Annotated in this window: 21 protein-coding genes; 9 read left to right on the top strand and 12 right to left on the bottom strand. The window is 63.2% G+C overall.

Translation table 11 applies throughout. From position 1 onward, the window contains the following. The first annotated feature begins 132 nt into the window (after nt 1–132). The 4 genes from GC125_RS16950 to GC125_RS16935 all read left to right on the top strand — a co-directional run bounded on the left by GC125_RS16950 (nt 133) and on the right by GC125_RS16935 (nt 4,475). Complete coding sequence (locus GC125_RS16950; RefSeq protein WP_151986722.1) at nt 133–702, top strand: FxLYD domain-containing protein; 570 nt, start codon at nt 133–135, stop codon at nt 700–702. Nucleotides 703–847: 145 nt separating this feature from the next. Continuing rightward, nucleotides 848–1,390 carry a hypoxanthine phosphoribosyltransferase gene (hpt, locus tag GC125_RS16945; RefSeq protein ID WP_151986721.1) on the top strand — a complete coding sequence of 181 codons (543 nt, stop codon included), beginning with the start codon at nt 848–850 and terminating at the stop codon, nt 1,388–1,390. Between the two features lie 229 nt (nt 1,391–1,619). After that, on the top strand, nt 1,620–3,965 hold the full coding sequence (locus tag GC125_RS16940; RefSeq protein WP_199864726.1) for a hybrid sensor histidine kinase/response regulator: 2,346 nt from the start codon (nt 1,620–1,622) through the stop codon (nt 3,963–3,965). A gap of 147 nt (nt 3,966–4,112) precedes the next feature. Beyond that, entirely contained in the window at nt 4,113–4,475 is a 363-nt protein-coding gene (locus GC125_RS16935; RefSeq protein WP_151986719.1) for a response regulator, read from the top strand. A 26-nt stretch (nt 4,476–4,501) separates the two neighbouring features. On the opposite strand, the gene GC125_RS16930 is transcribed toward GC125_RS16935, so the two are convergent. From GC125_RS16930 to argH, 4 genes are all read right to left on the bottom strand, one after another. Next, the gene (locus GC125_RS16930; RefSeq protein ID WP_151986718.1) at nt 4,502–7,114 is read right to left on the bottom strand and encodes a TIGR02302 family protein; all 2,613 of its coding nucleotides are present in this window, start codon (nt 7,112–7,114) and stop codon (nt 4,502–4,504) included. A gap of 133 nt (nt 7,115–7,247) precedes the next feature. Continuing rightward, nucleotides 7,248–8,543, bottom strand: coding sequence for a diaminopimelate decarboxylase (lysA, locus tag GC125_RS16925; RefSeq protein WP_151986717.1), 1,296 nt, complete (start codon nt 8,541–8,543; stop codon nt 7,248–7,250). Between the two features lie 11 nt (nt 8,544–8,554). Next, on the bottom strand, nt 8,555–8,824 hold the full coding sequence (gene lptM, locus GC125_RS16920; RefSeq protein WP_151986716.1) for an LPS translocon maturation chaperone LptM: 270 nt from the start codon (nt 8,822–8,824) through the stop codon (nt 8,555–8,557). A gap of 142 nt (nt 8,825–8,966) precedes the next feature. Next, on the bottom strand, nt 8,967–10,370 hold the full coding sequence (gene argH, locus GC125_RS16915; protein WP_151986715.1) for an argininosuccinate lyase: 1,404 nt from the start codon (nt 10,368–10,370) through the stop codon (nt 8,967–8,969). A gap of 37 nt (nt 10,371–10,407) precedes the next feature. Between argH and tlpA the strand changes: the two genes are divergently transcribed. Then, nucleotides 10,408–11,094, top strand: coding sequence for a thiol:disulfide interchange protein TlpA (tlpA, locus tag GC125_RS16910; RefSeq protein ID WP_151986714.1), 687 nt, complete (start codon nt 10,408–10,410; stop codon nt 11,092–11,094). A gap of 22 nt (nt 11,095–11,116) precedes the next feature. On the opposite strand, the gene GC125_RS16905 is transcribed toward tlpA, so the two are convergent. From GC125_RS16905 to GC125_RS16875, 7 genes are all read right to left on the bottom strand, one after another. Beyond that, entirely contained in the window at nt 11,117–11,998 is an 882-nt protein-coding gene (locus GC125_RS16905) for a 3-hydroxybutyryl-CoA dehydrogenase (protein WP_151986713.1), read from the bottom strand. 105 nt (nt 11,999–12,103) lie between these two features. Then, nucleotides 12,104–13,033: an electron transfer flavoprotein subunit alpha/FixB family protein gene (locus GC125_RS16900; RefSeq protein WP_151986712.1), complete on the bottom strand. Its 930-nt coding sequence runs from the start codon at nt 13,031–13,033 to the stop codon at nt 12,104–12,106. A 75-nt stretch (nt 13,034–13,108) separates the two neighbouring features. After that, nucleotides 13,109–13,858: an electron transfer flavoprotein subunit beta/FixA family protein gene (locus GC125_RS16895; protein WP_151986711.1), complete on the bottom strand. Its 750-nt coding sequence runs from the start codon at nt 13,856–13,858 to the stop codon at nt 13,109–13,111. A 170-nt stretch (nt 13,859–14,028) separates the two neighbouring features. Further along, nucleotides 14,029–14,769, bottom strand: coding sequence for a rhomboid family intramembrane serine protease (locus GC125_RS16890; RefSeq protein WP_126012337.1), 741 nt, complete (start codon nt 14,767–14,769; stop codon nt 14,029–14,031). 28 nt (nt 14,770–14,797) lie between these two features. Next, nucleotides 14,798–15,367 (bottom strand): cob(I)yrinic acid a,c-diamide adenosyltransferase, encoded by a 570-nt coding sequence (locus GC125_RS16885; protein WP_151986710.1) that lies wholly within the window; start codon nt 15,365–15,367, stop codon nt 14,798–14,800. Between the two features lie 30 nt (nt 15,368–15,397). Continuing rightward, a complete protein-coding gene (locus GC125_RS16880) occupies nt 15,398–15,595 on the bottom strand; it encodes a twin transmembrane helix small protein (RefSeq protein WP_151986709.1) in 198 nt (65 codons plus the stop codon). Between the two features lie 110 nt (nt 15,596–15,705). After that, nucleotides 15,706–16,542, bottom strand: a complete 837-nt coding sequence (locus tag GC125_RS16875; RefSeq protein WP_151986708.1) for an SDR family oxidoreductase — start codon at nt 16,540–16,542, stop codon at nt 15,706–15,708. A gap of 81 nt (nt 16,543–16,623) precedes the next feature. On the opposite strand from GC125_RS16875, the gene GC125_RS16870 reads away from it, so the two are divergent. Then, nucleotides 16,624–17,472, top strand: coding sequence for a YihY/virulence factor BrkB family protein (locus tag GC125_RS16870; protein ID WP_151988029.1), 849 nt, complete (start codon nt 16,624–16,626; stop codon nt 17,470–17,472). A 107-nt stretch (nt 17,473–17,579) separates the two neighbouring features. Continuing rightward, complete coding sequence (locus tag GC125_RS16865; protein WP_126012325.1) at nt 17,580–17,876, top strand: hypothetical protein; 297 nt, start codon at nt 17,580–17,582, stop codon at nt 17,874–17,876. On the opposite strand, the gene gluQRS is transcribed toward GC125_RS16865, so the two are convergent. Further along, nucleotides 17,873–18,766, bottom strand: a complete 894-nt coding sequence (gene gluQRS, locus GC125_RS16860) for a tRNA glutamyl-Q(34) synthetase GluQRS (RefSeq protein WP_151986707.1) — start codon at nt 18,764–18,766, stop codon at nt 17,873–17,875. The genes GC125_RS16865 and gluQRS overlap by 4 nt on opposite strands. Before the next feature lie 126 nt (nt 18,767–18,892). Here gluQRS and GC125_RS16855 point away from each other — a divergent pair, with 126 nt between their 5' ends. Both GC125_RS16855 and GC125_RS16850 read left to right on the top strand, forming a co-directional pair. After that, the gene (locus GC125_RS16855) at nt 18,893–19,540 is read left to right on the top strand and encodes a DNA-3-methyladenine glycosylase family protein (protein ID WP_151986706.1); all 648 of its coding nucleotides are present in this window, start codon (nt 18,893–18,895) and stop codon (nt 19,538–19,540) included. 109 nt (nt 19,541–19,649) lie between these two features. Beyond that, the gene (locus tag GC125_RS16850) at nt 19,650–20,207 is read left to right on the top strand and encodes an HNH endonuclease (RefSeq protein WP_151986705.1); all 558 of its coding nucleotides are present in this window, start codon (nt 19,650–19,652) and stop codon (nt 20,205–20,207) included. Nucleotides 20,208–20,217: the final 10 nt, after the last annotated feature.

Genomic DNA, 20,217 nt, shown 5'->3' with positions numbered 1-20,217 from the left:
GCCAACTGTTTTCCCCGATAGCCGCGCCCTGGGCACTGATGCCCGGACATCGCGGCAGGGCGACCATGTCCGGTCCTTAGGGAGTGTCCGATGTTTGGACGGCAAACGGCTAAGAGCAAGGCAACATCTTCGATGTCGATCGATGTGATTCCGCCTCAGAATTTTACCCGGCAGGCGCCTCGCGGTGCCCTGATCGGCGATCCGCGCGTGGTCGACGCGGAATTCATCGACATTGATTCGGTCGCCGAGACGGGTGTGCGCTTCCGGGAAGTTGCCCGCGCTGCCGCCATGTCTCCGGAGATCGAACTGTCGGCTGCCCCGAGGCGCCGCGGACGCGGCGATGCCGCCTTTTGGACCGCGCTGGTTCTGCTGTCTGCTGCAACCTTCTGGATATCTGGCGGCCATGCGCTGGCGAAGCTCACCGGCTACGGCCCGCAGATCCAGGTGACCGACGTCAATTCCCATATCGTGGCCACGCGGCTCGGCGATGTCCTCTTCATCACCGGCCGCGTCGAAAACGGCGGGGACCGCGCCATCAGCCTGCCGCAGGTCCACGTGAATGTCGGCGACACCTTCGCGCTTGCCGATCTGATTGCCGGCACGGAACGGCTGGCCGCCGGTGGCTCGGTCCGCTTCGAGGCGCGTATCCCGCGCGCCGATCTCGTCGATGTCCCCCCTTCCTTCCAGTTGCTGAAGCGCTGACCATCGACCGCGGCGATGCATTTCCGCATCACGCCGCAAACAAGCCTCGTTCTTCAAGGTGCAGCGCCGAGCCGATCGTTTCGCTCGGCGCGCAACTGCGCTAAAGCGGCGGTTTGAAAGCCACTGCCGCAGGAAAGATCGAGATATGCCAGTCGTGCGCGGAAAGACCATCGAACCCTTGTTTTCCGCCGAAGCGATCGCGGAACGCAATCACACGATCGCGGCCGAAATCGCGGCTACCCCGCGGCGCGATCTCCTGGTGGTCGCTATCCTGAAGGGCTCGTTCATCTTCGCAGCCGATCTGATCCGCGCCATGCACGATGTCGGCCTGGCACCCGAAGTGGAATTCATCACGCTCTCCAGCTACGGCAAGGGCACGACGAGCCAGGGCGTGAAGATCATCAAGGACATCGACAGTCTCGTCAAAGACAGGGATGTGCTTCTCATCGACGATATTCTGGAATCGGGCCGCACGCTGCGCTTTGCCCGTGATCTGATGTATGAGCGCGGTGCCTCGAACGTCTCGATCGCCGTTCTGCTCGACAAGCGCTCCAAGCGCGAGGGCCAGCTCGAGGCCGACCATGTCGGATTCGAATGCCCCGACTACTTCGTCGTCGGCTATGGCATGGATGTCGCTTACGCCTTCCGCGAACTGCCTTTCGTGGGCGTGGTGCAGGGCGACGCTTGAGCGTCACAGCAATTCGGTTGCTTTAGGCGGAAATCCTATCGCGTTTTCAACGTCTCGGTGTAAAACCTGACGGATGATATGCCAAAAAGCCTGTCACCATGGAATGGTGGTGACAGGCAGGCGGTCGAGCGTGCAACACCGTGGCTGGGACGACCTCTTGGGTAGCAACGAGAATTCCGATCAGGCTTCCTTTCAAAACGTCGTGCTCGAGCGCGATCAGCTGGCTGCGATGTTCGAGCAGGCGCCGACCTTCATGGCGCTTCTGAGCGGGCCGGAGCACCGATTCGAACTCGCCAACCCCAGCTATATGAAGATCGTCGGCGACCGCGAAGTGCTCGGCAAGACGGTTGCCGAAGCGCTGCCGGATGCCGTGGAGCAAGGCTTTCTCAAGCTGCTGGACGACGTCTACCAAAGCGGCAAGCCGTTTCGGGCCGACGGCTTCAAATACGCGGTCCAGCCTGTGCCCGGTGGGCCGATCAACGAGTGCTACGTCGATTTCGTCTATCAGCCACTGCGCGGCAGGGACGGCCAGATCACCGGTATCTTCGTCGAGGGCGCCGATGTCACCGACCGGACGATCGGCACCGAACTTCTCCGTGAAAGCGAAGAACGCTATCGGATGCTGTTCGACGCGATCGACCAGGGCTTCTGCATCATCGAGTTTCTGGATGGTCCGCATGGCCCGGCCAGCGATTATATCCACATCGAAGCCAATGAAGCCTATGCCCGCCACGCCGGCATTCCGAACGTCGTTGGCCAGAAGTTGCGGGAGATGGTGCCCGCCGAGGCCGACGACTGGGTGGCGCGCTACGGTGAGGTGCTTCGCACCGGCCAGCAGATCCGCTTCGAGCAGGAACTGATTGCGACCGGTCGCCATCTGGAGCTCGCCGCCGTTCGGGTCGAGCCGCCAAGCCGCCGCCAGGTCGCGGTGCTGTTTCAGGACGTCACCGCCCGCAAGCAGGCGGAAAAGGCACTCCGCGACAGTGAAGAGCAATTTCGCGTCTTCGCGCAGACAGTTCCCAATCACGTCTGGGCCGCAAAGACGGACGGTTTGCTCTACTGGTTCAACAACCGCGTTTCCGAATATGCGGGAGCCTCGACCAGCGAGCTGGAAGGAGTGGAGTGGACGAAGATCGTCCATCCCGAAGACATCGAGAAGGCAGCTGCCGCCTGGGGACACGCTTTGACGTCGGGATCAGTCTACGAGACGGAGTTCCGCATTCGCCGCCATGACGGAGCCTATCGCTGGTTCCTGGTCCGCGCCGAGCCCGTTCGGGGCGACGACGGCACGATCGTCAACTGGATCGGAACCAACACAGATATCGAGAACAGCCGCCGCCAAGCCGCCGAGCTTGCCGATCTGAACGCGACGCTGGAGCACCAGGTCCAGGAGCGCACCGGCGAACTGATGGCGGCGGAAGAGGCGCTGCGCCAGTCCCAGAAGATGGAGGCTGTCGGGCAGCTGACGGGCGGCATCGCCCACGACTTCAACAATCTTCTCGCCGGCATCACGGGCAGCCTGGAGCTGGCCGAGCGGCGGATCGCACAAGGGCGCGTCGACGAGGCCGGCCGTTATCTCAGCGCTGCGCAGGGGGCAGCAAAGCGCGCGACCGCACTGACCCATCGCCTGCTGGCATTTTCCCGCCGCCAGACGCTCGATCCCAAGCCGACCGACGTCAATCGACTGGTCGCCGGCATGGATGACATGGTCCGCCGCACCATGGGGCCGCAGATCGCGGTAGAGGTGGTGGCAGCGGCAGGTCTCTGGGCGACGCTCGTCGACCCGAACCAGCTCGAGAACGCGCTTCTCAATCTCTGCATCAATGCACGCGACGCGATGCCGGATGGCGGCAAGCTGACGATCGAGACCGCCAACCGCTGGATGGACGAGCGCGCCGCCCGGGAACGCGAAATTCCCCCGGGCCAGTACATTTCCATGTGTGTGTCGGACAATGGCGCCGGCATGCCGCCGGAGGTCGTCGCCAAGGCATTCGATCCGTTCTTCACCACCAAGCCTATCGGCCAGGGCACCGGGCTCGGCCTGTCGATGATCTACGGCTTCACGCGCCAGTCCGGCGGGCAGACGCGGATATATTCTGAGGTTGGTCACGGCACGATGGTGTGTCTCTATCTGCCGCGCCATCTGGGCGACGTGATCGATCAGGTCATCCAGGCCGAGCCGATCGCGCCCGCGCCCGAGGCGGCAGGACAGACGGTTCTCGTCGTCGACGACGAGCCCTTGATCAGGCTGCTGGTGGTCGAGGTGCTTGAGGAATTGGGCTTCACGGCAATCGAGGCGGGCGATGGGCCCTCGGGCCTCAAGATACTGCAATCCGATGCGAGGCTGGATCTTCTCATTACGGATGTCGGCCTTCCCGGGGGCATGAACGGCCGTCAGATGGCCGATGCCGGGCGCCAGACACGCCCTGATCTGAAGGTGCTGTTCATTACCGGTTACGCCGAAAACGCGGTCGTTGGCCATGGCCATCTGGACCATGGAATGCATGTGATGACCAAGCCCTTCGCGCTCGAGCAGCTGACGGAGCGCATCAAGGCTCTGATCGAGCCGAGCTGATTTCGTCGCTCCATTTCTCCCCTCGACCTGCCCGCGAACGTCGGCTCTTTACGCAAAGCAAACCAATCAATGGTTTGTTGGCGTGAGGGCTGGGCAGAGAAACCCGCAGCAACCGATTGCGGTGCGCTGACGAAAGCGGAGACGGCAATGGCGAAAATTCTGATCGCGGAAGACGAGACGGCGCTCCGCTCGTTCGTGGCGAGGGCACTGAAGCTCGACGGCCACCAGGTCGAGGAAGTCGGCGACGGCGCCGAGGGTATCGACAGGCTGGGCGCCGGAGAGCGCTACGATCTGCTTCTGTCCGACATCCGCATGCCGGCCATGGATGGCATCGAGCTCGCACACCAGGCATCCGCCATGCACCCGACCATGAAGATCCTGCTGATGACCGGCTATGCCGAGCAACGCGAACGTGCGGACAATCTCGCCGCCATCATCGTGGATGTCGTCTCCAAGCCCTTCAGCCTGCCGGAAATCCGCGCCGCCGTCACCCGCGCGCTCGCAGCCTGAGATCCATAGCGAGAGGCGCGCGCGCCTCAGCGCATCTCGAGCAGTCGTTCCAGATATTGCCGCTCCAGCTGCGGGCTCAGTGCATTTCCGAGCCTGTTGCGGATCGCTTCCAGGATTTCCCGGGCACGCTGGATGTCGATTTCGTCCGGCACCCGCACCGTGTCGCCGAAATCCGGTCCTTCGGTGGAGCGCGGGCGCCCGAGGGGGTCGGTGTCGGACCGGCGCATCTGGTTCTGGCCCTGGCCTTCGCCTTGGCCCTCACCCTGGCCCATCTGCTGCATCATCTGGTTCATCATGTCCTGGGCGCCCTGGCGCAGCGCTTCGAGGGCTCGGCCCTGCTCCCCGACCGCCTGCTCCCCGCGTCCATCGCCGAGCGAGCGTGAGGCATCGCCCATGGCCTCACCGGCCTGGCCGAACCCTTCGCTCGGCTCCATGCCCATGCCTTCCAGGCTCTCTTGCAACGCGCCCAGCTGTTCCTGCAGCGCCTCCTGCTGCGCGCGCAATTCGCGCAGAGCCTCCTGCAACTGCTCAGGCGTCATCTCGGAAAGGCCGTTCTCGCTCTGCTGGCCCTCTTGGCCTTCCGGCGGCTGTTGGCCGCCCTGCTGATCCTGCTGGCCCGGATTGAAGGGATCGAGGCTTTGCTGCATCCGCTCGGCCAGTTCCTGGTCGAGCCGGAAGGTCTCGTTCATCAACTCCTGCTGCTCGCGCATCAGTTCGCCGAGCTCGTCCATCTGCTGGCGCATCTCGCTGTCGCCCTGCTGCTGCTGCGGCTGGCGGCCGGCCTGAAGATTGTTCATCATGCGCTGGAGTTCGGACAGCATCTGCTGCGCTTCCTCCGTGGCACCCTGGCGGGCGAGATTCTCGATCTGGTCGAGCATGGCGTTCAGATCTTCCTGGCGGAGCAAGTTGTCCATCGCGTTGTCGGGAAGCTGCATTGCCTGGTCGGAATTCTGGAGTTCCTGTGCAAGCGCCTGCAAATATTCCTGCATCGCCTCGCGCAGCTCTTCCATCAGCGCCTGGATTTCCTCGTCCGTCGCGCCGTTTTCCAGTGCCTCGGCAACTTCGCGTTGAGCGTCCCTGAGGCGCCGTTCGGCAAGCGACAGATCGCCATCCTCGATGCCGAGCGCCACTTCCCAGAGATAATCGGCAGCATCGCGCAGCATGTCGTCATTGTAAGCCTGCTCGATGCGCGACCGCGCCGACTGCAGAAGCAGGAAATGGGAGAGGTTCGGGATCGTCTCTTCCGGCGCGATCGTAAGCGCATCATTCAGTGTCAGCACCTCGTCGACAGCATTCGCGTCGAGCGCGAGGATCTGGCGCTGCTCCACCAGCGCGCGGGCGAGAGGCTCGGAGAAGCTGCGCTCCGGCAAACGCATGCGATGGGCTCCGGAACGGCCTTCCTGGCCGCTGGCATCGACGGCGACCAGCGTCACGTCGACGAGCGTGCCCGACCACGGATGTTGCGTGAGGTCGTGGCTTGCGCGCCCCTGCTGCTCCAGCCCCTGACGGCGAGAAAGGTTCAGACGGTATTCCGGAGCCTCGTAAAGCGGGCGGGCGCCTTCAGCGGCATCGACGGGAGCGATCTCGGCGAAAGCGCGGTCGATGCCGTAGTCGTCGGAAGCGGTGAAGGCGACTTCGAGTGCGCCATTGACGGCGCGGCGAGGGTCTTCGGCGAAGGTGATTTCCGGTGCCTGGTCCGACTCGACGGCAAGCCGCCATGCACGGTCGCCGTCTCGCGCGCCAGAAACGGCCAGCGTTCCGCTGCGCATCGCCTCCATCCGGTATCCGCGCGCGTCGGCCGTCGCAGCGGATTCAGGTCGTTGCGATGTTGGCGAGGGCGCGGCCTCTGGCTCGGTCGGCGCCAACATCACCGCGCTGTCGGCCTGTTCCGCCGCGAAGCTGACGATCTCACCGCCGGCACCGCCGCTGATCCGGACAACGACCTCACTGCGCTCCGGCAGCGTGATCACCGCGCCTTCGCCCAGCTGCGCCGTGCTGAGGAATATCGGTGCCCGGCCCGTATAGGCGGGCGGCGTGATCCAGGCGTCGATGCGCGTCGGAGGCGCATTGCTGACCGCATGCGAGACGAAGGCATCCGACAGCGTGCCGGCACGATTGGACGATGAAAAGGCGAACGCCGTGAACAGCAGAAGCACGACCAGCGCCCGCATTCCATAGGGATCGCGGCGCGGCGTATCGGGATTGGGCAGGCCGACGGCAAGCTTGTCGAGCTTGGCGCTCATGCGCCGCTGGTGCTCTTCCCAAAGCGCGCGGGCGAGCGGGTTGTCGCGCTCAAGCGTGTCGCTTTGAACGCGGACCGCCTGATGCGCGATCGCATTGCGTTCCTCAAGCCGGTCGTCGGCCTCGCTCGTCGTCGGAAGCCGGAAACGGGCAAAGAGATAGATCGACGCGAGTGTGGCCAGCCCGAGGACGACGAGCGTCGCGATCCGGACCGGGTCGGGCACGGCGCGGAAATAGCCGAACCACGACAGCGCGACATAGATCGCCGCGATCCCCGCGAGAGGAAGGACAGCGATCCATAGGCGTTCCAGCGCGATGACGAGCCTGGCCGTGACCCGCTTGCGCGAAAGCTTGGCCGCCAATGCCGCCGCCGTCTCGGCCAAGGTAGAAATTGCCATCCGCGGTCGCTCCAGAGTTCAGGCGGAGGATAGCGGAAAATGTGGCTTTGGCGAGGGCGACCACTCGATTGTGATGGGGAGCTTTCTCAGGAGCCGTCTGCGGTTGCGGCAGTTACAAGGAATGCGCCAATGCTTACGCGACGTCTGGATCTGGCTGTGCGTCGTCGATCCAATCCGGCACATGATCGAGGGCCAGAAGGTCGTCGAAGCTCGGGCGCGGGCGCACCACATGGAAGCGGTCGCCCTTGACGAGCACTTCCGGCACCAGGAGGCGGGAATTGTAGGTGCCCGACTGTACGGCGCCATAGGCGCCGGCCGAGCCGATGGCGATAAGGTCGCCGGCTTCAAGAACAGGAATGGTCCGGTCGCGGGCCATGAAGTCGCCGCTCTCGCAGACGGGTCCGACGATGTCGGCCTTGATGCGCGGTGCGCCGGCCGGGGTTTCTTTCACCGTCCGGATTTCGTGCCACGCCTCATAGAGCGTTGGGCGGATCAGGTCGTTCATCGCGACGTCGACGATCACGAACGTCTTGCTGCCGGCTTCCTTCACGTAGAGCACTTCGGAAACGAGAATACCGGCATTGCCGGCGATCATGCGCCCGGGCTCGAAGATCACCTGGCAGCCAAGATCGCGCACATGCGCCTTCACCGTTTCTGCATATTCGCGCGGTTCCGGTGGCGGCTGGTTGTCGTCGCGATAAGGAATGCCGAGGCCACCGCCGAGATCGACGTGGTGAATCGTATGCCCGTCAGCGCGCAGCGTCTCGACCAGTTCGCGCAGAAGCCGGAAGGCGTCGTCATAGGGCTGCAGATCGGTGATCTGGCTGCCGATATGCATGTCGATACCGGTGACGCGGATGCCGGGCAGCGTGGCGGCATGGGCATAGACCCGGCGCGCGTCCTGCCAGGAGATTCCGAACTTGTCGTCCTTCTTGCCGGTCGAGATCTTGGCATGCGTGCGCGCATCGACATCGGGGTTGATGCGGAAGGAGACCGGTGCGGTCGTCCCGGCAGCCAGCGCGCGGCTGTTCACGACTTCCAGCTCAGGCTCGGATTCGATGTTGAAGCAGTGGATGCCGGAGGCGAGCGCAAAGTCGATCTCGCGCTTCGTCTTGCCGACGCCCGAGAACATGATTTTTGACGGCGGGATGCCGGCTGCGAGCGCACGCCGCAGCTCGCCCTCGGAGACCACGTCGACACCGGAACCGAGCCGGGCGAGCGTCGCCAGAACCGCCTGGTTCGAATTGGCCTTCATCGCATAGCAGACGAGCGCATCGATGTCGGAAAAGGCCTCCGCGAAGACCTGATAGTGGCGCGTCAGTGTTGCCGTCGAATAGCAATAGAACGGCGTGCCGACGGCCTTGGCGATCTCCGCCACGTCGACGTCTTCGGCGTGGAGCGCGCCGTTCAAATAACGAAAATGGTTCAAGAGCCTTGGCCTTAATCGAGCAGCGGATCGAGGAAGAAGCGGCGGTTGGGCTCGGCGGGCGGAACGTCGGCCGAACTGTTGCGCGAACCGCCAATGACGCCCGACAGGCGATTTGCATCCGCGTCGGGCTGCTGAACCTCGGCCTGCGCCTGCGGAGCGCCGGACAGCGCCGGTCGATCGAGCGGCGCCTTGCGACCGCAGGCCGTGAGCGCAAGCCCCGCCGCCACCGTGATGATGAGAAGGCGCGCTGTTGTGCTGGCGGTCGTTTTCTGGCCGGTCATCGTCTCTTGTCTCCGGGATGATGCCGCGTCTTTTAGCCGATGGCGTGCGTCATGTGCAATGCAAGCACGACGCACGCCTTGGGGAACTTAGATGTCGCGTTTCCGAACGGTGAACCGGTTTTCCACTTCACCTGGAAACGCTCTAGAGCCGCTCGCGCCACCAGGCGATCTGGCTGCGCACCTGATCGGGAGCCGTTCCGCCGAAGGACTTGCGGCTGGCGACCGATGCCTCGACCGAAAGCACGTTGAAGACATCGTCGGTGATCGAAGCGTGGATCGCCTGCAGTGCGTCGAGCGGCAGGTCCGAAAGGGTGCAGCCTCGCTCGTCCGCGAGCGCGACGGCGCGCCCCGTCACGTGGTGTGCTTCGCGGAAGGGCAGGCCGGCTTCGCGGACCAGCCAGTCGGCGAGATCGGTGGCGGTTGAGTGGCCCGAGCCGGCAGCCGCCCGCATCGATTGCTCGTTGACCTTCAGATCGCGGATCATGCCCGTCATGGCGGCGATGCTCAGTTCCAGGCTCTCGGCTGCGTCGAACACCTGTTCCTTGTCTTCCTGCATATCCTTGGAATAGGCGAGCGGCAGACCCTTCATCACCGTCAGCAACGCGACCAGCGAACCGTTGATCCGGCCGGTCTTTGCCCGCACCAGTTCGGCCGCATCCGGGTTCTTCTTCTGCGGCATAATCGACGAGCCGGTGGAGAATGCATCCGACAGGGTCACGAAATGGAACTGCGGCGTCGACCAGATGACGATCTCCTCGGCAAGCCGCGACAGATGCGTGGCCGCAATCGAAGCCGTCGCCAGGAACTCCAGCGCGAAGTCACGGTCCGACACCGTGTCGATGGAATTGCGGGTCGGCTCGCGGAAATCGAGCGCAGCGGCGGTCTGGTGGCGGTCGATCGGATAGCCCGTGCCGGCAAGTGCTGCCGCGCCGAGCGGCGATTCGTCGAGCCGCTCGATCGCATCGCGCACCCGCGACCGGTCGCGGCCGAACATTTCCACATAGGCCATGAGATGGTGACCGAATGTCACGGGCTGTGCCGATTGCAGATGCGTGAAGCCCGGCATGACGGTTTCGGCATGCTCGCCGGCGCGCTCGAGAAATGCCGCGATCAGGCCCGTCAGCGCCGTGTCCGTGCGCTGCAATTCTTCCTTGACCCACAGCCTGAAATCCAGCGCCACTTGGTCGTTGCGCGACCGGGCGGTGTGCAAGCGGCCCGCCGCCGGGCCGATGAGATCGGCCAGCCGCGCCTCGATGTTCATGTGAATATCTTCGAGCCGGCGGGAGAACTGAAACTGTCCCTGCTCGATCTCGCCCAGAATCGTTTTCAGGCCCTGCGCGATCTTGTCGCGATCCTCAGACGAAATAATGCCCTTATCTGAGAGCATCGCCGCGTGGGCGAGGGAGCCGGCGATATCCTGACGGTACAGCTTGCGGTCGAAGTCGATGGAAGCGTTGATTTCTTCCATGATCGCAGCCGGACCGGACGCGAAACGTCCGCCCCACATCTGGTTCGACGATTTGCCTTCGGCAGTGTTGTCCGACATGTTGAGTCCAACGGTCTGATTGAGAGGGATCGCGATAATGCAGAGCCTGTCCACCGCGAAACTGGCAATCGCCGCCGTCGTTCTTGGTGTCCTGGCTGGTGCCGGGGCGGTATACGTGAAGGGCAGTCCGTCTGGCAATGACCGCACGCCGCCGATGAACGAGGTGGCGGCCGTTTCGCTTCAAGGCGCGACCGATGCGGCAAGCTGCCCGGCCACCGATGACCGCGTCGCGGCGCTCACGCCGGTCGCCACCGGCGCTGTTGCGGCGATGTCTCCGACGGAAACGCCGGTTTCGCTCGCCTCGCTCGGTTTCAATGGTCCTGACGGCGAGCCGATGACGCTCGGCGATTTCGACGGCAAGACGCTGCTGGTCAATCTCTGGGCCACATGGTGCGCCCCATGCCGGGAAGAAATGCCCGACCTCGCCGAACTTCAGGAGCGTCTCGGCGATGCCGACTTCGAGGTCGTGACGGTCAATATCGACCTCGGCGACGAGGAAAAGCCGCGCGCCTTCCTGGAAGAGATCGGCGTCGACAATCTCGCCCTTTACCGCGATGCGTCCATGGATATCTTCAACGACCTCAAGTCCCAGGGCCTCGCCTTCGGCCTGCCGGTGACACTCCTCATCGACGAAAACTCCTGCCTCCTGGCCGCCATGAACGGCCCCGCCGCCTGGGCCGGCGACGACGCCATCAAGCTGGTGAAGACGGCAAAGGGGATTTGAAGATAGGACAGCCGACGCCGTTTTACCGCGTCGGGACGGGCACTTCGCCGCGATAATCGTAGAACCCGCGGCCGGACTTGCGGCCGAGCCAACCGGCTTCAACGTATTTCACGAGGAGCGGGCAGGGGCGGTATTTGCTGTCGGCGAGGCCGTCATAGAGGACCTGCATGATCGACAGGCACGTGTCGAGGCCGATGAAGTCGGCGAGCTGCAGCGGGCCCATCGGGTGGTTGGCGCCGAGCTTCATTGCGGTGTCGATCGCTTCGACCGTGCCGACACCTTCGTAGAGCGTGTAGATCGCCTCGTTGATCATCGGCAGCAGAATGCGGTTGACGATGAACGCCGGGAAGTCTTCCGCGACCGTGATCGTCTTGTCGAGCGAGGCGACGAACTTGTTGGCGGACTGGAACGTGTCGTCTTCCGTCGCGATACCGCGAACCAGTTCGACGAGCTTCATCACCGGCACCGGATTCATGAAGTGAATGCCGATAAAGCGTTCGGGCCTGTCGGTCGACGAGGCGAGACGCGTGATCGACAGCGACGACGTGTTGGTGGCGAGGATCGCCTCGGGATTGAGGACAGGGCAGAGCTGCTGGTAGATCTTGCGCTTGACGCTTTCGTCTTCTGTCGCGGCCTCGATCACGAGATCCATCGAAGCGAGGTCGTCCATGGTGGGAGCGGCCTTGATCAGCGACAGTGCCTTGCTGCGCTCGGCTTCCGGCAGCTTTGCCGAAGAAACCTGACGCGCGAGATTGCCGTTGATGGTCGCAAGCCCCGTTTCGATGCGCTCGGTCGTCACATCGTGAAGACGGACGTCATATCCGGCGAGGGCACACACCTGGGCGATACCGCAGCCCATCTGTCCCGCGCCCACCACGCCGACGCTACGAATTGTGCTGGTCATTGACCCTCTGTTTCCGCCATGTCTTGAAAGAGTGAGGGAAACTAGCGTGGCCGGGTGGCATGCGTCCACCCCGGCCAGCGCTCTAATGTACGAATCGGTGTGCGATCAAAGCGCTTTTTCGAGTTCCGGAAGCGCGGTGAAGAGATCCGCGACCAGGCCGTAATCGGCGACCTGGAAGATCGGTGCTTCCTCGTCCTTGTTGATCGCGACGATCACCTTGGAATCCTTCATGCCGGCAAGGTGCTGGATCGCGCCGGAGATGCCGCAGGCGATGTAGAGATCGGGGGCGACGACCTTGCCGGTCTGGCCGACCTGCCAGTCGTTCGGCGCGTAACCGGCGTCGACTGCAGCGCGCGAAGCGCCGACCGCGGCACCGAGTTTGTCGGCGAGCGGCAGCATCACCTCCTCGAACTTTTCCTTGGAGCCGAGCGCACGGCCGCCGGACACGATGATCCGCGCGGAGGTGAGTTCGGGACGATCGGTTTCGGCAATCGCCTCACCGACGAAGGACGACACACCCGGATTTTCGCCGGCGTCGATGGTCTCGACGCTCGCCGAACCACCCTCGCCAGCCACCTGGAAGGAGGCCGTGCGCACGGTGATCACCTTCTTCGCATCGCTGGTCTGCACGGTCTGCAGCGCGTTGCCGGCATAGATCGGGCGCTTGAAAGTCGTCGCGTCGATGACTTCGATGATGTCGGACAGCTGCATGACGTCGAGCAGTGCGGCGACGCGCGGCAGCACGTTCTTGCCCATGGTGGTCGCGGGAGCGATCACCGTGTCGTAGTCGGCTGCAAGCTTTGCGATCAGCGCTGCGGTCGGCTCGGCGAGGCGGTGTTCCAGGCTCTCGGAATCGGCCAGCAGAACCTTGGCGACGCCCTGCAGCTTGGAGGCCGCGTCGGCGGCAGCCTGCGCGCCCTTGCCGGCGACGAGGACGTGGACGTCTCCGCCGATCTTTGAAGCGGCGGAAAGCGCCTTCGCCGTCTGGTCGGAAAGCGTTGCATTGTCGTGTTCTGCGACGAGAAGAATGGTCATCTGTCGTTTCTCCCTTGAGCGGGCCGAGGCATGTCGGTCTCTCGACCGAGCCTCAGGCGAACGCTGAAAATCACATCAAAGCACGCCGGCTTCGTTCTTGAGCTTCTGTACCAGTTCCTCGACGGAGCCGACCTTGACCCCTGCCGAACGGCCGGCGGGTTCCTCGGTCTTCAGGACCTTGAGGCGCGGCGTCGTATCGACACCGAAATCGGCCGGCGTCTTCTTGTCGAGCGGCTTCTTCTTGGCCTTCATGATGTTCGGAAGCGATGCATAGCGCGGCTCGTTGAGGCGCAAATCCGTTGTCACGACGGCCGGCAGCTTCAGTTCCACCGTCTGCAGTCCGCCATCGACTTCGCGGGTCACGTTGACCTTGCCGTCGCCGAGTTCGACCTTGGAGGCAAAGGTGCCCTGGCCCCAGCCGAGCAGCGCAGACAGCATCTGGCCGGTCTGGTTGCTGTCGTCGTCGATCGCCTGCTTGCCGAGAATGACGAGATCGGGATTTTCTTCCGCCACGACGGCCTTGAGCAGCTTGGCGACGGCCAGTGGCTCGACGACGTCGTCCGTCTGGATCAGGAGCGCGCGATCGGCACCCATGGCGAGACCGGTGCGCAGCGTTTCCTCGGCCTTCGCGGGCCCGACGGAAACGACGACCACTTCCTCGGCCTTGCCGGCTTCCTTGAGCCGCAGCGCCTCTTCGACGGCGATCTCATCGAACGGGTTCATCGACATCTTCACGTTGTTCAGTTCGACGCCCGAACCGTCCGCCTTGACGCGGATCTTCACGTTGTAGTCGACCACCCTTTTTACCGGCACGAGGATCTTCATTCTCTTCCCTTTCTAGAACGCGGACTTGGACGCGGACGGGGTTGGTTTGCCTCACCGGGAAGCCGGCAAGGCGGCCAATTCGCGACATGCATACGCCATTCCCCGCGGATTTCAATCGCGTCCAGGACCGCTCGACATCGGTCGAGAGGTAACTTACGCTTACGTAAAAGTCAAATGTCGCGACGGATGGCGGGCACGACCGTCACGGCCCGCGGGCGCACGATCCGGCGGTCGAAAAGCGGCACGTCGCGGCGCTTCATCAGGGGCAGCAGCACAAGCCCCGCAACGATGCCGCCCGCATGCGCCGCCCAGGACACTTCGCCGCCGAGATCGATGACGAGCATGCCGAACTGGTATGCGATCCAGGCGATCAAAGCGAGATAGGCGGGCACGGGAACGGGAATGCGGCCGAAGACGAGCACCCACAAGCGAACGCGCGGATGGAGCAGGAGATAGGCCGCAACCACGCCCGATGCCGCGCCTGAGGCCCCGATCAACGGCACTTCGGAAAACGGATAGAGAAGTCCATGCGCCATCGCGGCGGCCGCAGCGCAGAGCAGGTAGAAGAGGAGGAAGCGAACATGCCCCATCGCATCCTCGACATTGTCGCCGAACACCCAGAGAAAGGCCATGTTGCCGGCAAGGTGCAGGAGGCCGCCATGCAGGAAGGCGTAGGTGATGTAGGTCGCCGCATCGGGCACGATCGTCAGCGCCGGCGCGAGATCGAGGTGGCCGTTTGCGACCGCTGGAATGTAGCCGAGACCGTAGACCGTCGCGAGCACGGCCTCGCTGTCGAGACCGTCCAGCGCCGTCGTGAAATAGATGAGGACGTTGGCGGCGATCAGCCCGAGCGTGACTACCTGCAGCCGGATGTGACGAAGATCGTTGGCGTCGTGGATCGGAACGAACATCGCCACCCCCGATGGCCGGTTGATGGCGTCAGCGGTTCTTGCCCGGGACCCACAGGACGTCGCCTTCGCCCTTGGCGTTGGCGTGGCGGGCTGCGACGAACAGGAAGTCCGAGACGCGGTTGATGTAACGCAGCGCGTCGGGATTGATCGTCTCGTTGGCCGCAAGCGTCACCATCGCACGTTCTGCCCGTCGTGCAATCGTCCGCGCGAGGTGGAGGTGGGTGGCCAGTGCCGTGCCGGCCGGCAGCACGAAGGATTTCAACGGCTCGAGATCGGCATTGAGACGGTCGATCTGTGTCTCCAGCCAGTCGACCTGGGCGCCAACGATGCGCAACGGCTCGTATTCCAGCTTCTCGTCCGTATGCGGCGTGGCGAGATCGGCGCCGAGATCGAAGAAATCGTTCTGGATGCGCGAGAGCACCGCATCGAGTTCGCTGCCCGATGTGTGGAGCCGCGCCATGCCGATGGTGCAATTGGCCTCGTCGACGGTGCCGAATGCCTCGATGCGCGCGTCGTCCTTGGCGCGGCGATCACCACTGACGAGGCCGGTGGTGCCATCGTCTCCGGTGCGCGTGTAGATCTTGTTCAGTCGAACCATATGTCGTCCCCCCGCATTGTCTTGGCGCGATCAGCGCCCGCCATTGGTCAAGAGCAGGGTGACGACGATGAGAACGATCGCGATGAACTGCAGAAAGATGCGCATCTGCATCAGCTTGTTCGACGTGATGCCGTCGCCGCCTCGCATCATATGGAAAAGGCCGCGCACGAGAACGACCGCGACGGCCGCCATGACGATGATGGCGAGGGCGTAGGTGATGTTTTCCATGTCGGCTTACCGCTTGCACTTTGGCCTGTGAGAGCACCACACATAGTGCATCGCGCCGTTATTGCCACGCCGCACTTCGTTCGCGGACAGAGTGTCGCGATGGCGGCGCTTCAAGGGTCCTGCCGAGCGAGCATGTCGTAGAAAAAGGCTGACGGCAAAATCCGCTTCATCGCGATGCCGAGTTTTGCCGGACGCGTCACGGCATAGTGCGGCCGTGGCTTCGGCGAATTCAGCGCGTGGTGCAGAACTGCATGTACGGCTTCCGGCCCCAGCTTGTTCTTGGACTTCACGCCGCCTTGTCGCAGCCGCGCAAGCTGCTTTTCATAAGCTGCGCGATGCACCGAGTTTTCGATATCGATGTATTTTTCCACGTAGCGAAGTGCGTTGATCGCGATCTTGGATTCGATCGGGCCGGGTTCGATCAGGCTGACATGAATGCCGGTGCCCCTCAGTTCCATGCGCATGGTGAGGCTGAGCGCCTCGATCGCATGTTTCGACGCATTGTAGGCGCCGCGATAGGGCATCGGAACGAGACCGAGGATGGACGAACACTGGACGATGCGCCCATGCCCCTGAGCGCGCATGACCGGCACGATGCGCCGCGTGAGATCGTGCCAGCCGAAGACATTTGCCTCGAATTGCTCGCGCAGGGCTTCGACCGGCAGGTCTTCCACCGCGCCGGGCTGGCTATAGGCGCCATTGTTGAAGATCGCGTCGAGCGTACCGCCCGTCGCAGCCATCACGGTATCGAAAAGTGCCGCGATCGATGTCCCGTCGCGGTAGTCGAGCGGGAACGCCTCGATCCCATCGGCCAAAAGTGCAGCAAGGTCGGCCTCAGTGCGCGCGGTCGCCAGCACGCGCCAGCCTTCGGCCTGCAACGCCCGTGCGCAATGGGCGCCGATACCGGATGAGCATCCGGTTAAGAGAATGGAACGTATTTGTGTCATGCTTGATGCACCGCTTGATGAGATGGGCGCGGAACGGTGCGCGTTGCCGAACCGCCTGGGCTGAAGTGCGACTTTACGAGAATGGGCGTCTACAAGAAGACCTACCGGATAGCGCTCGACGCCTTCAACCACTTCAATGACGAAGATGGCTGGGCGATGGCGAGCCATGTCGCGCTTTCGACGATCATGGCGATCTTTCCCTTCATGATCTTCGGGACGGCGCTGGCGAGTTATCTGGGCGCCGACGCGTTTTCCGAAACGGCTGTCCACCTGATCTTCGACACCTGGCCGCAGACCATCGCCGAGCCTATCGCGCGCGAAGTCGAAAACGTGCTGACGCAGGATCGCTTCGATCTCTTGACGATCGGTGTCCTGGCGGCGGCGTTTTTCGCATCGAATGGCGTCGAGGCGCTGCGCATCTCGCTCAACCGTGCCTATCGCGTGGCCGATCGGCGGCCCTGGTACCTGACGCGTGCGCAAAGCCTCGGCTTCGTTTTCATCGCATCCTTCGTCTTCATGGCGATCAGCTTCCTGCTCGTCCTTGCCCCGCTCGCCGTTCGTCTGGCGCGGGACTGGCTGCCCTGGATGGATGCAACGACGTCGATGATCGACAATTGGCGCATCGTTGTGGCCGTATCCGTCCTCATCATCGGCCTTGCGATATCGCATCTCTGGCTGCCAGCCGGCCGGCGCAAGCTGACCGAGGTCCTGCCGGGTGTCGGACTGACGATCTTCTGCTGGCTGGTCGCCGCAAGCCTTTTTGCGTCCTATCTGAAGCGTTTCGCGACTTATGTGTCGACCTATGCGGGCCTCGCCTCGATCGTGATCGCGCTGTTCTTCCTCTACATCGTGGCCGCGATCTTCATTCTCGGCGCCGAAGTGAATGCCGCGATCCTGCGCTACCGGTCGATCCACAAGGACGACGCCTAATTGTCGGTGTGCCGCTAGGACGCCGTTTACCCAATCTCCACAATCCCATCGCAGCCGACAGCGGCCAGTGGTATTTTAGCAATGGGTGAAGCGTTGGAGGTGCGAGCATGATGCTCGGGGATCTTTCGGTCGAATGGTCCACCATTTTTGCGATCCTTGCGCTGATGGGTGGATTTCTGGTCGGGCAGGCGATGGATGCCGTCATGGGCAGGCAGGGCTTTGGTGCCCTCGGCAACATGATCGTGCTCGCTGCCGGCTTCTATCTCGGTCTGATGGCCTATGAAGCGATGCGCATGCCGATGGACGCGACGGAGATCCGGTTTGCTGCCGGCATCGCAGGCGGCTTCGGATCGCTGTTCTTCCTGGCTGTGGTGAAGCGCATTCTCATGCGCATGGATTTCTAGCGAAATCCGAGCTTAATGCGGATCGTGACGGGATCGATGCCTGCATCGCGCAGGGCCGCGATCCCCGTGTCGCCTTTGCTCTTCGACAGTTTCGTCCCGTCGTCGCCGAGGATCAGCCGATGATGGTGGTAGCGCGGCGCGGCCAGCGAGAGCAGGTGCTGCAACAGGCGGTGGATCGCCGTGGCAAAAAAGAGATCTCGACCGCGCACGACGTCGGTGACGCCCTGCAGCGCGTCGTCGACGACCACGGACAGATGATAGCTGGTCGGCGTGTCCCGACGTGCCAGCATCACATCGCCCCATACGGCCGGTTCGGCGGCAATGATATCGTGCGCGCCTGAAGGGCCTTCACCGGTCTCCAACCAGCTCAGTTCCTCGCCCACCATGGCGAGCGCGGCTTCCATATCGAGCCGCCACGCGAAAGGTTCACCTGAGGCGATCCGGGCTTCTCTTGCGGAAGCGGAGAGGTGACGATCCAAGGCAGGGTAGATCGGTGCTCCGTCCGGATCGCGCGGCCATGGCTTGCCCGTCTCACGCTCCTGGTCACCGATCCACGCTCGAATGTCGCCACGGCTCATGAAGGCGGGATAGGCCAGTCCGCGCCCGATCAGTTGATCGAGAGCCTGCCGGTAGTCCTCGAAATGATCCGACTGGCGCCGATGGGGTGGTGCGAAATCCAGGCCGAGCCAGGCCAGATCGGAGATCATCTGCGCTTCGAGCGCGGGCGTACAGCGCGTCTGGTCGATGTCCTCGATGCGCAGCAGCAACCGGCCATCGGTCTTCCGCGCCAGTTGCTCGTTCAAAAGCGCCGAATAGGCGTGGCCGAGATGCAGGGCGCCGTTGGGGCTCGGCGCAAAGCGGAAGACAGGTTTTTGCGGCAGTTCGCTCATGGTTGGTTCCGCGTCGAGTGATCTGCTAGAGCGTTCCCAAGTGAAGTGGATACCGGTTCACCGTCGGGAACGCGACAATTCAGAACTATGTCCCGTGCCATCTGTCCCGGACCGAGGTCAACGTCCATGCAGCCCATCGCAACGCTGGAGCAGATCGAGGCGGCCCTGACGGAACTCGCCGTTGCCGATCCCCGCCTGCGTCCGGTGATCGACAAGGCAGGGCCCGTGCCGCTGCGCCTTCAGCCGCCGGGCTATGCGGGGCTTGCCGGCATCGTCGTGTCGCAGATGGTGTCCCGCGCGAGTGCCGACGCCATCCATGCGCGGCTCCTGTCCAGGCTGGGAGAGATCACGCCAGCGGGCGTTCTTTCGCTCGGTGAAGACGATTTCCGGCAGATCGGCCTGTCGCGCGCCAAGCAGGCGGCATTGCTGGGAGTTGCCCGGGCCGTGTTGGACGGAACGATCGATCTCGAAGCAGTGCGCCATCTCCCGGCCGAACAGGCGATCGCCGATCTGACGGACCTTCCAGGCATCGGGCCGTGGACCGCGGAAGTCTATCTGCTCTTTTGCGGCGGCCATCCGGATATCTTTCCGGCCGGCGACGTGGCGCTGCAAGCGGCGGCCGCTCACGCGCTTTCCCTGGCAACGCGTCCGAACGCGCGCGACCTGCGTATAATTGCCGAGCAGTGGTCGCCCTTCAGGGGGATCGCCGCGAGGCTTTTGTGGGCCTATTATGGAACGGAGATCCGCCGTACGGTGGCTCCGGTGGGAAGCTGAGGATAAGTCCGCGCGACAAAGTCGCTGAAACTCTGACGCAGCTTCACATTCCTGCAACATGGTGCCTAATATATGTGACTTAGCGTACGAGTCGGTCAGGAGCAGCTACTTGACGATTGCAGTTTCACCGGAGTCTTTGCCGGCGCTTGTATTGAACGCCGACTTCCGGCCCTTGAGTTACTATCCGCTTTCCTTGTGGTCCTGGCAGGACGCCATCAAGGCGGTGTTTCTCGACCGCGTGAATATCGTGGCCGAATACGAACACGCGGTGTCCTCACCGAGTTTCTCGATGAAGATCCCGAGTGTCGTCTGCCTGAAAAGCTACATCAAGCCGTCCCGACATCCAGCCTTTACGCGGTTCAACGTCTTCCTGCGCGATCGCTTCGAGTGCCAATATTGTGGCTCGCCAGACGATTTGACCTTCGACCACGTCATCCCACGCCGTTGCGGTGGCCAGACGACCTGGGAGAACGTCGTGGCGGCCTGTTCGCCCTGCAATCTCAAAAAGGGCGGGCAGATGCCTCGGGATGCCCACATGTTCCCGCGCCAGACGCCGTTCCAGCCCTCCGTCCACGACCTTCACAACAATGGCCGGCTTTTCCCGCCGAACCATTTGCATGAAAGCTGGATGGATTATCTCTACTGGGATGTCGAATTGCAGCCCTGATCCGGCTTCG

Source organism: Rhizobium sp. EC-SD404, from assembly GCF_902498825.1.
GTDB lineage: Bacteria > Pseudomonadota > Alphaproteobacteria > Rhizobiales > Rhizobiaceae > Georhizobium.
This window is presented reverse-complemented; position numbering and strand designations above follow the sequence as displayed.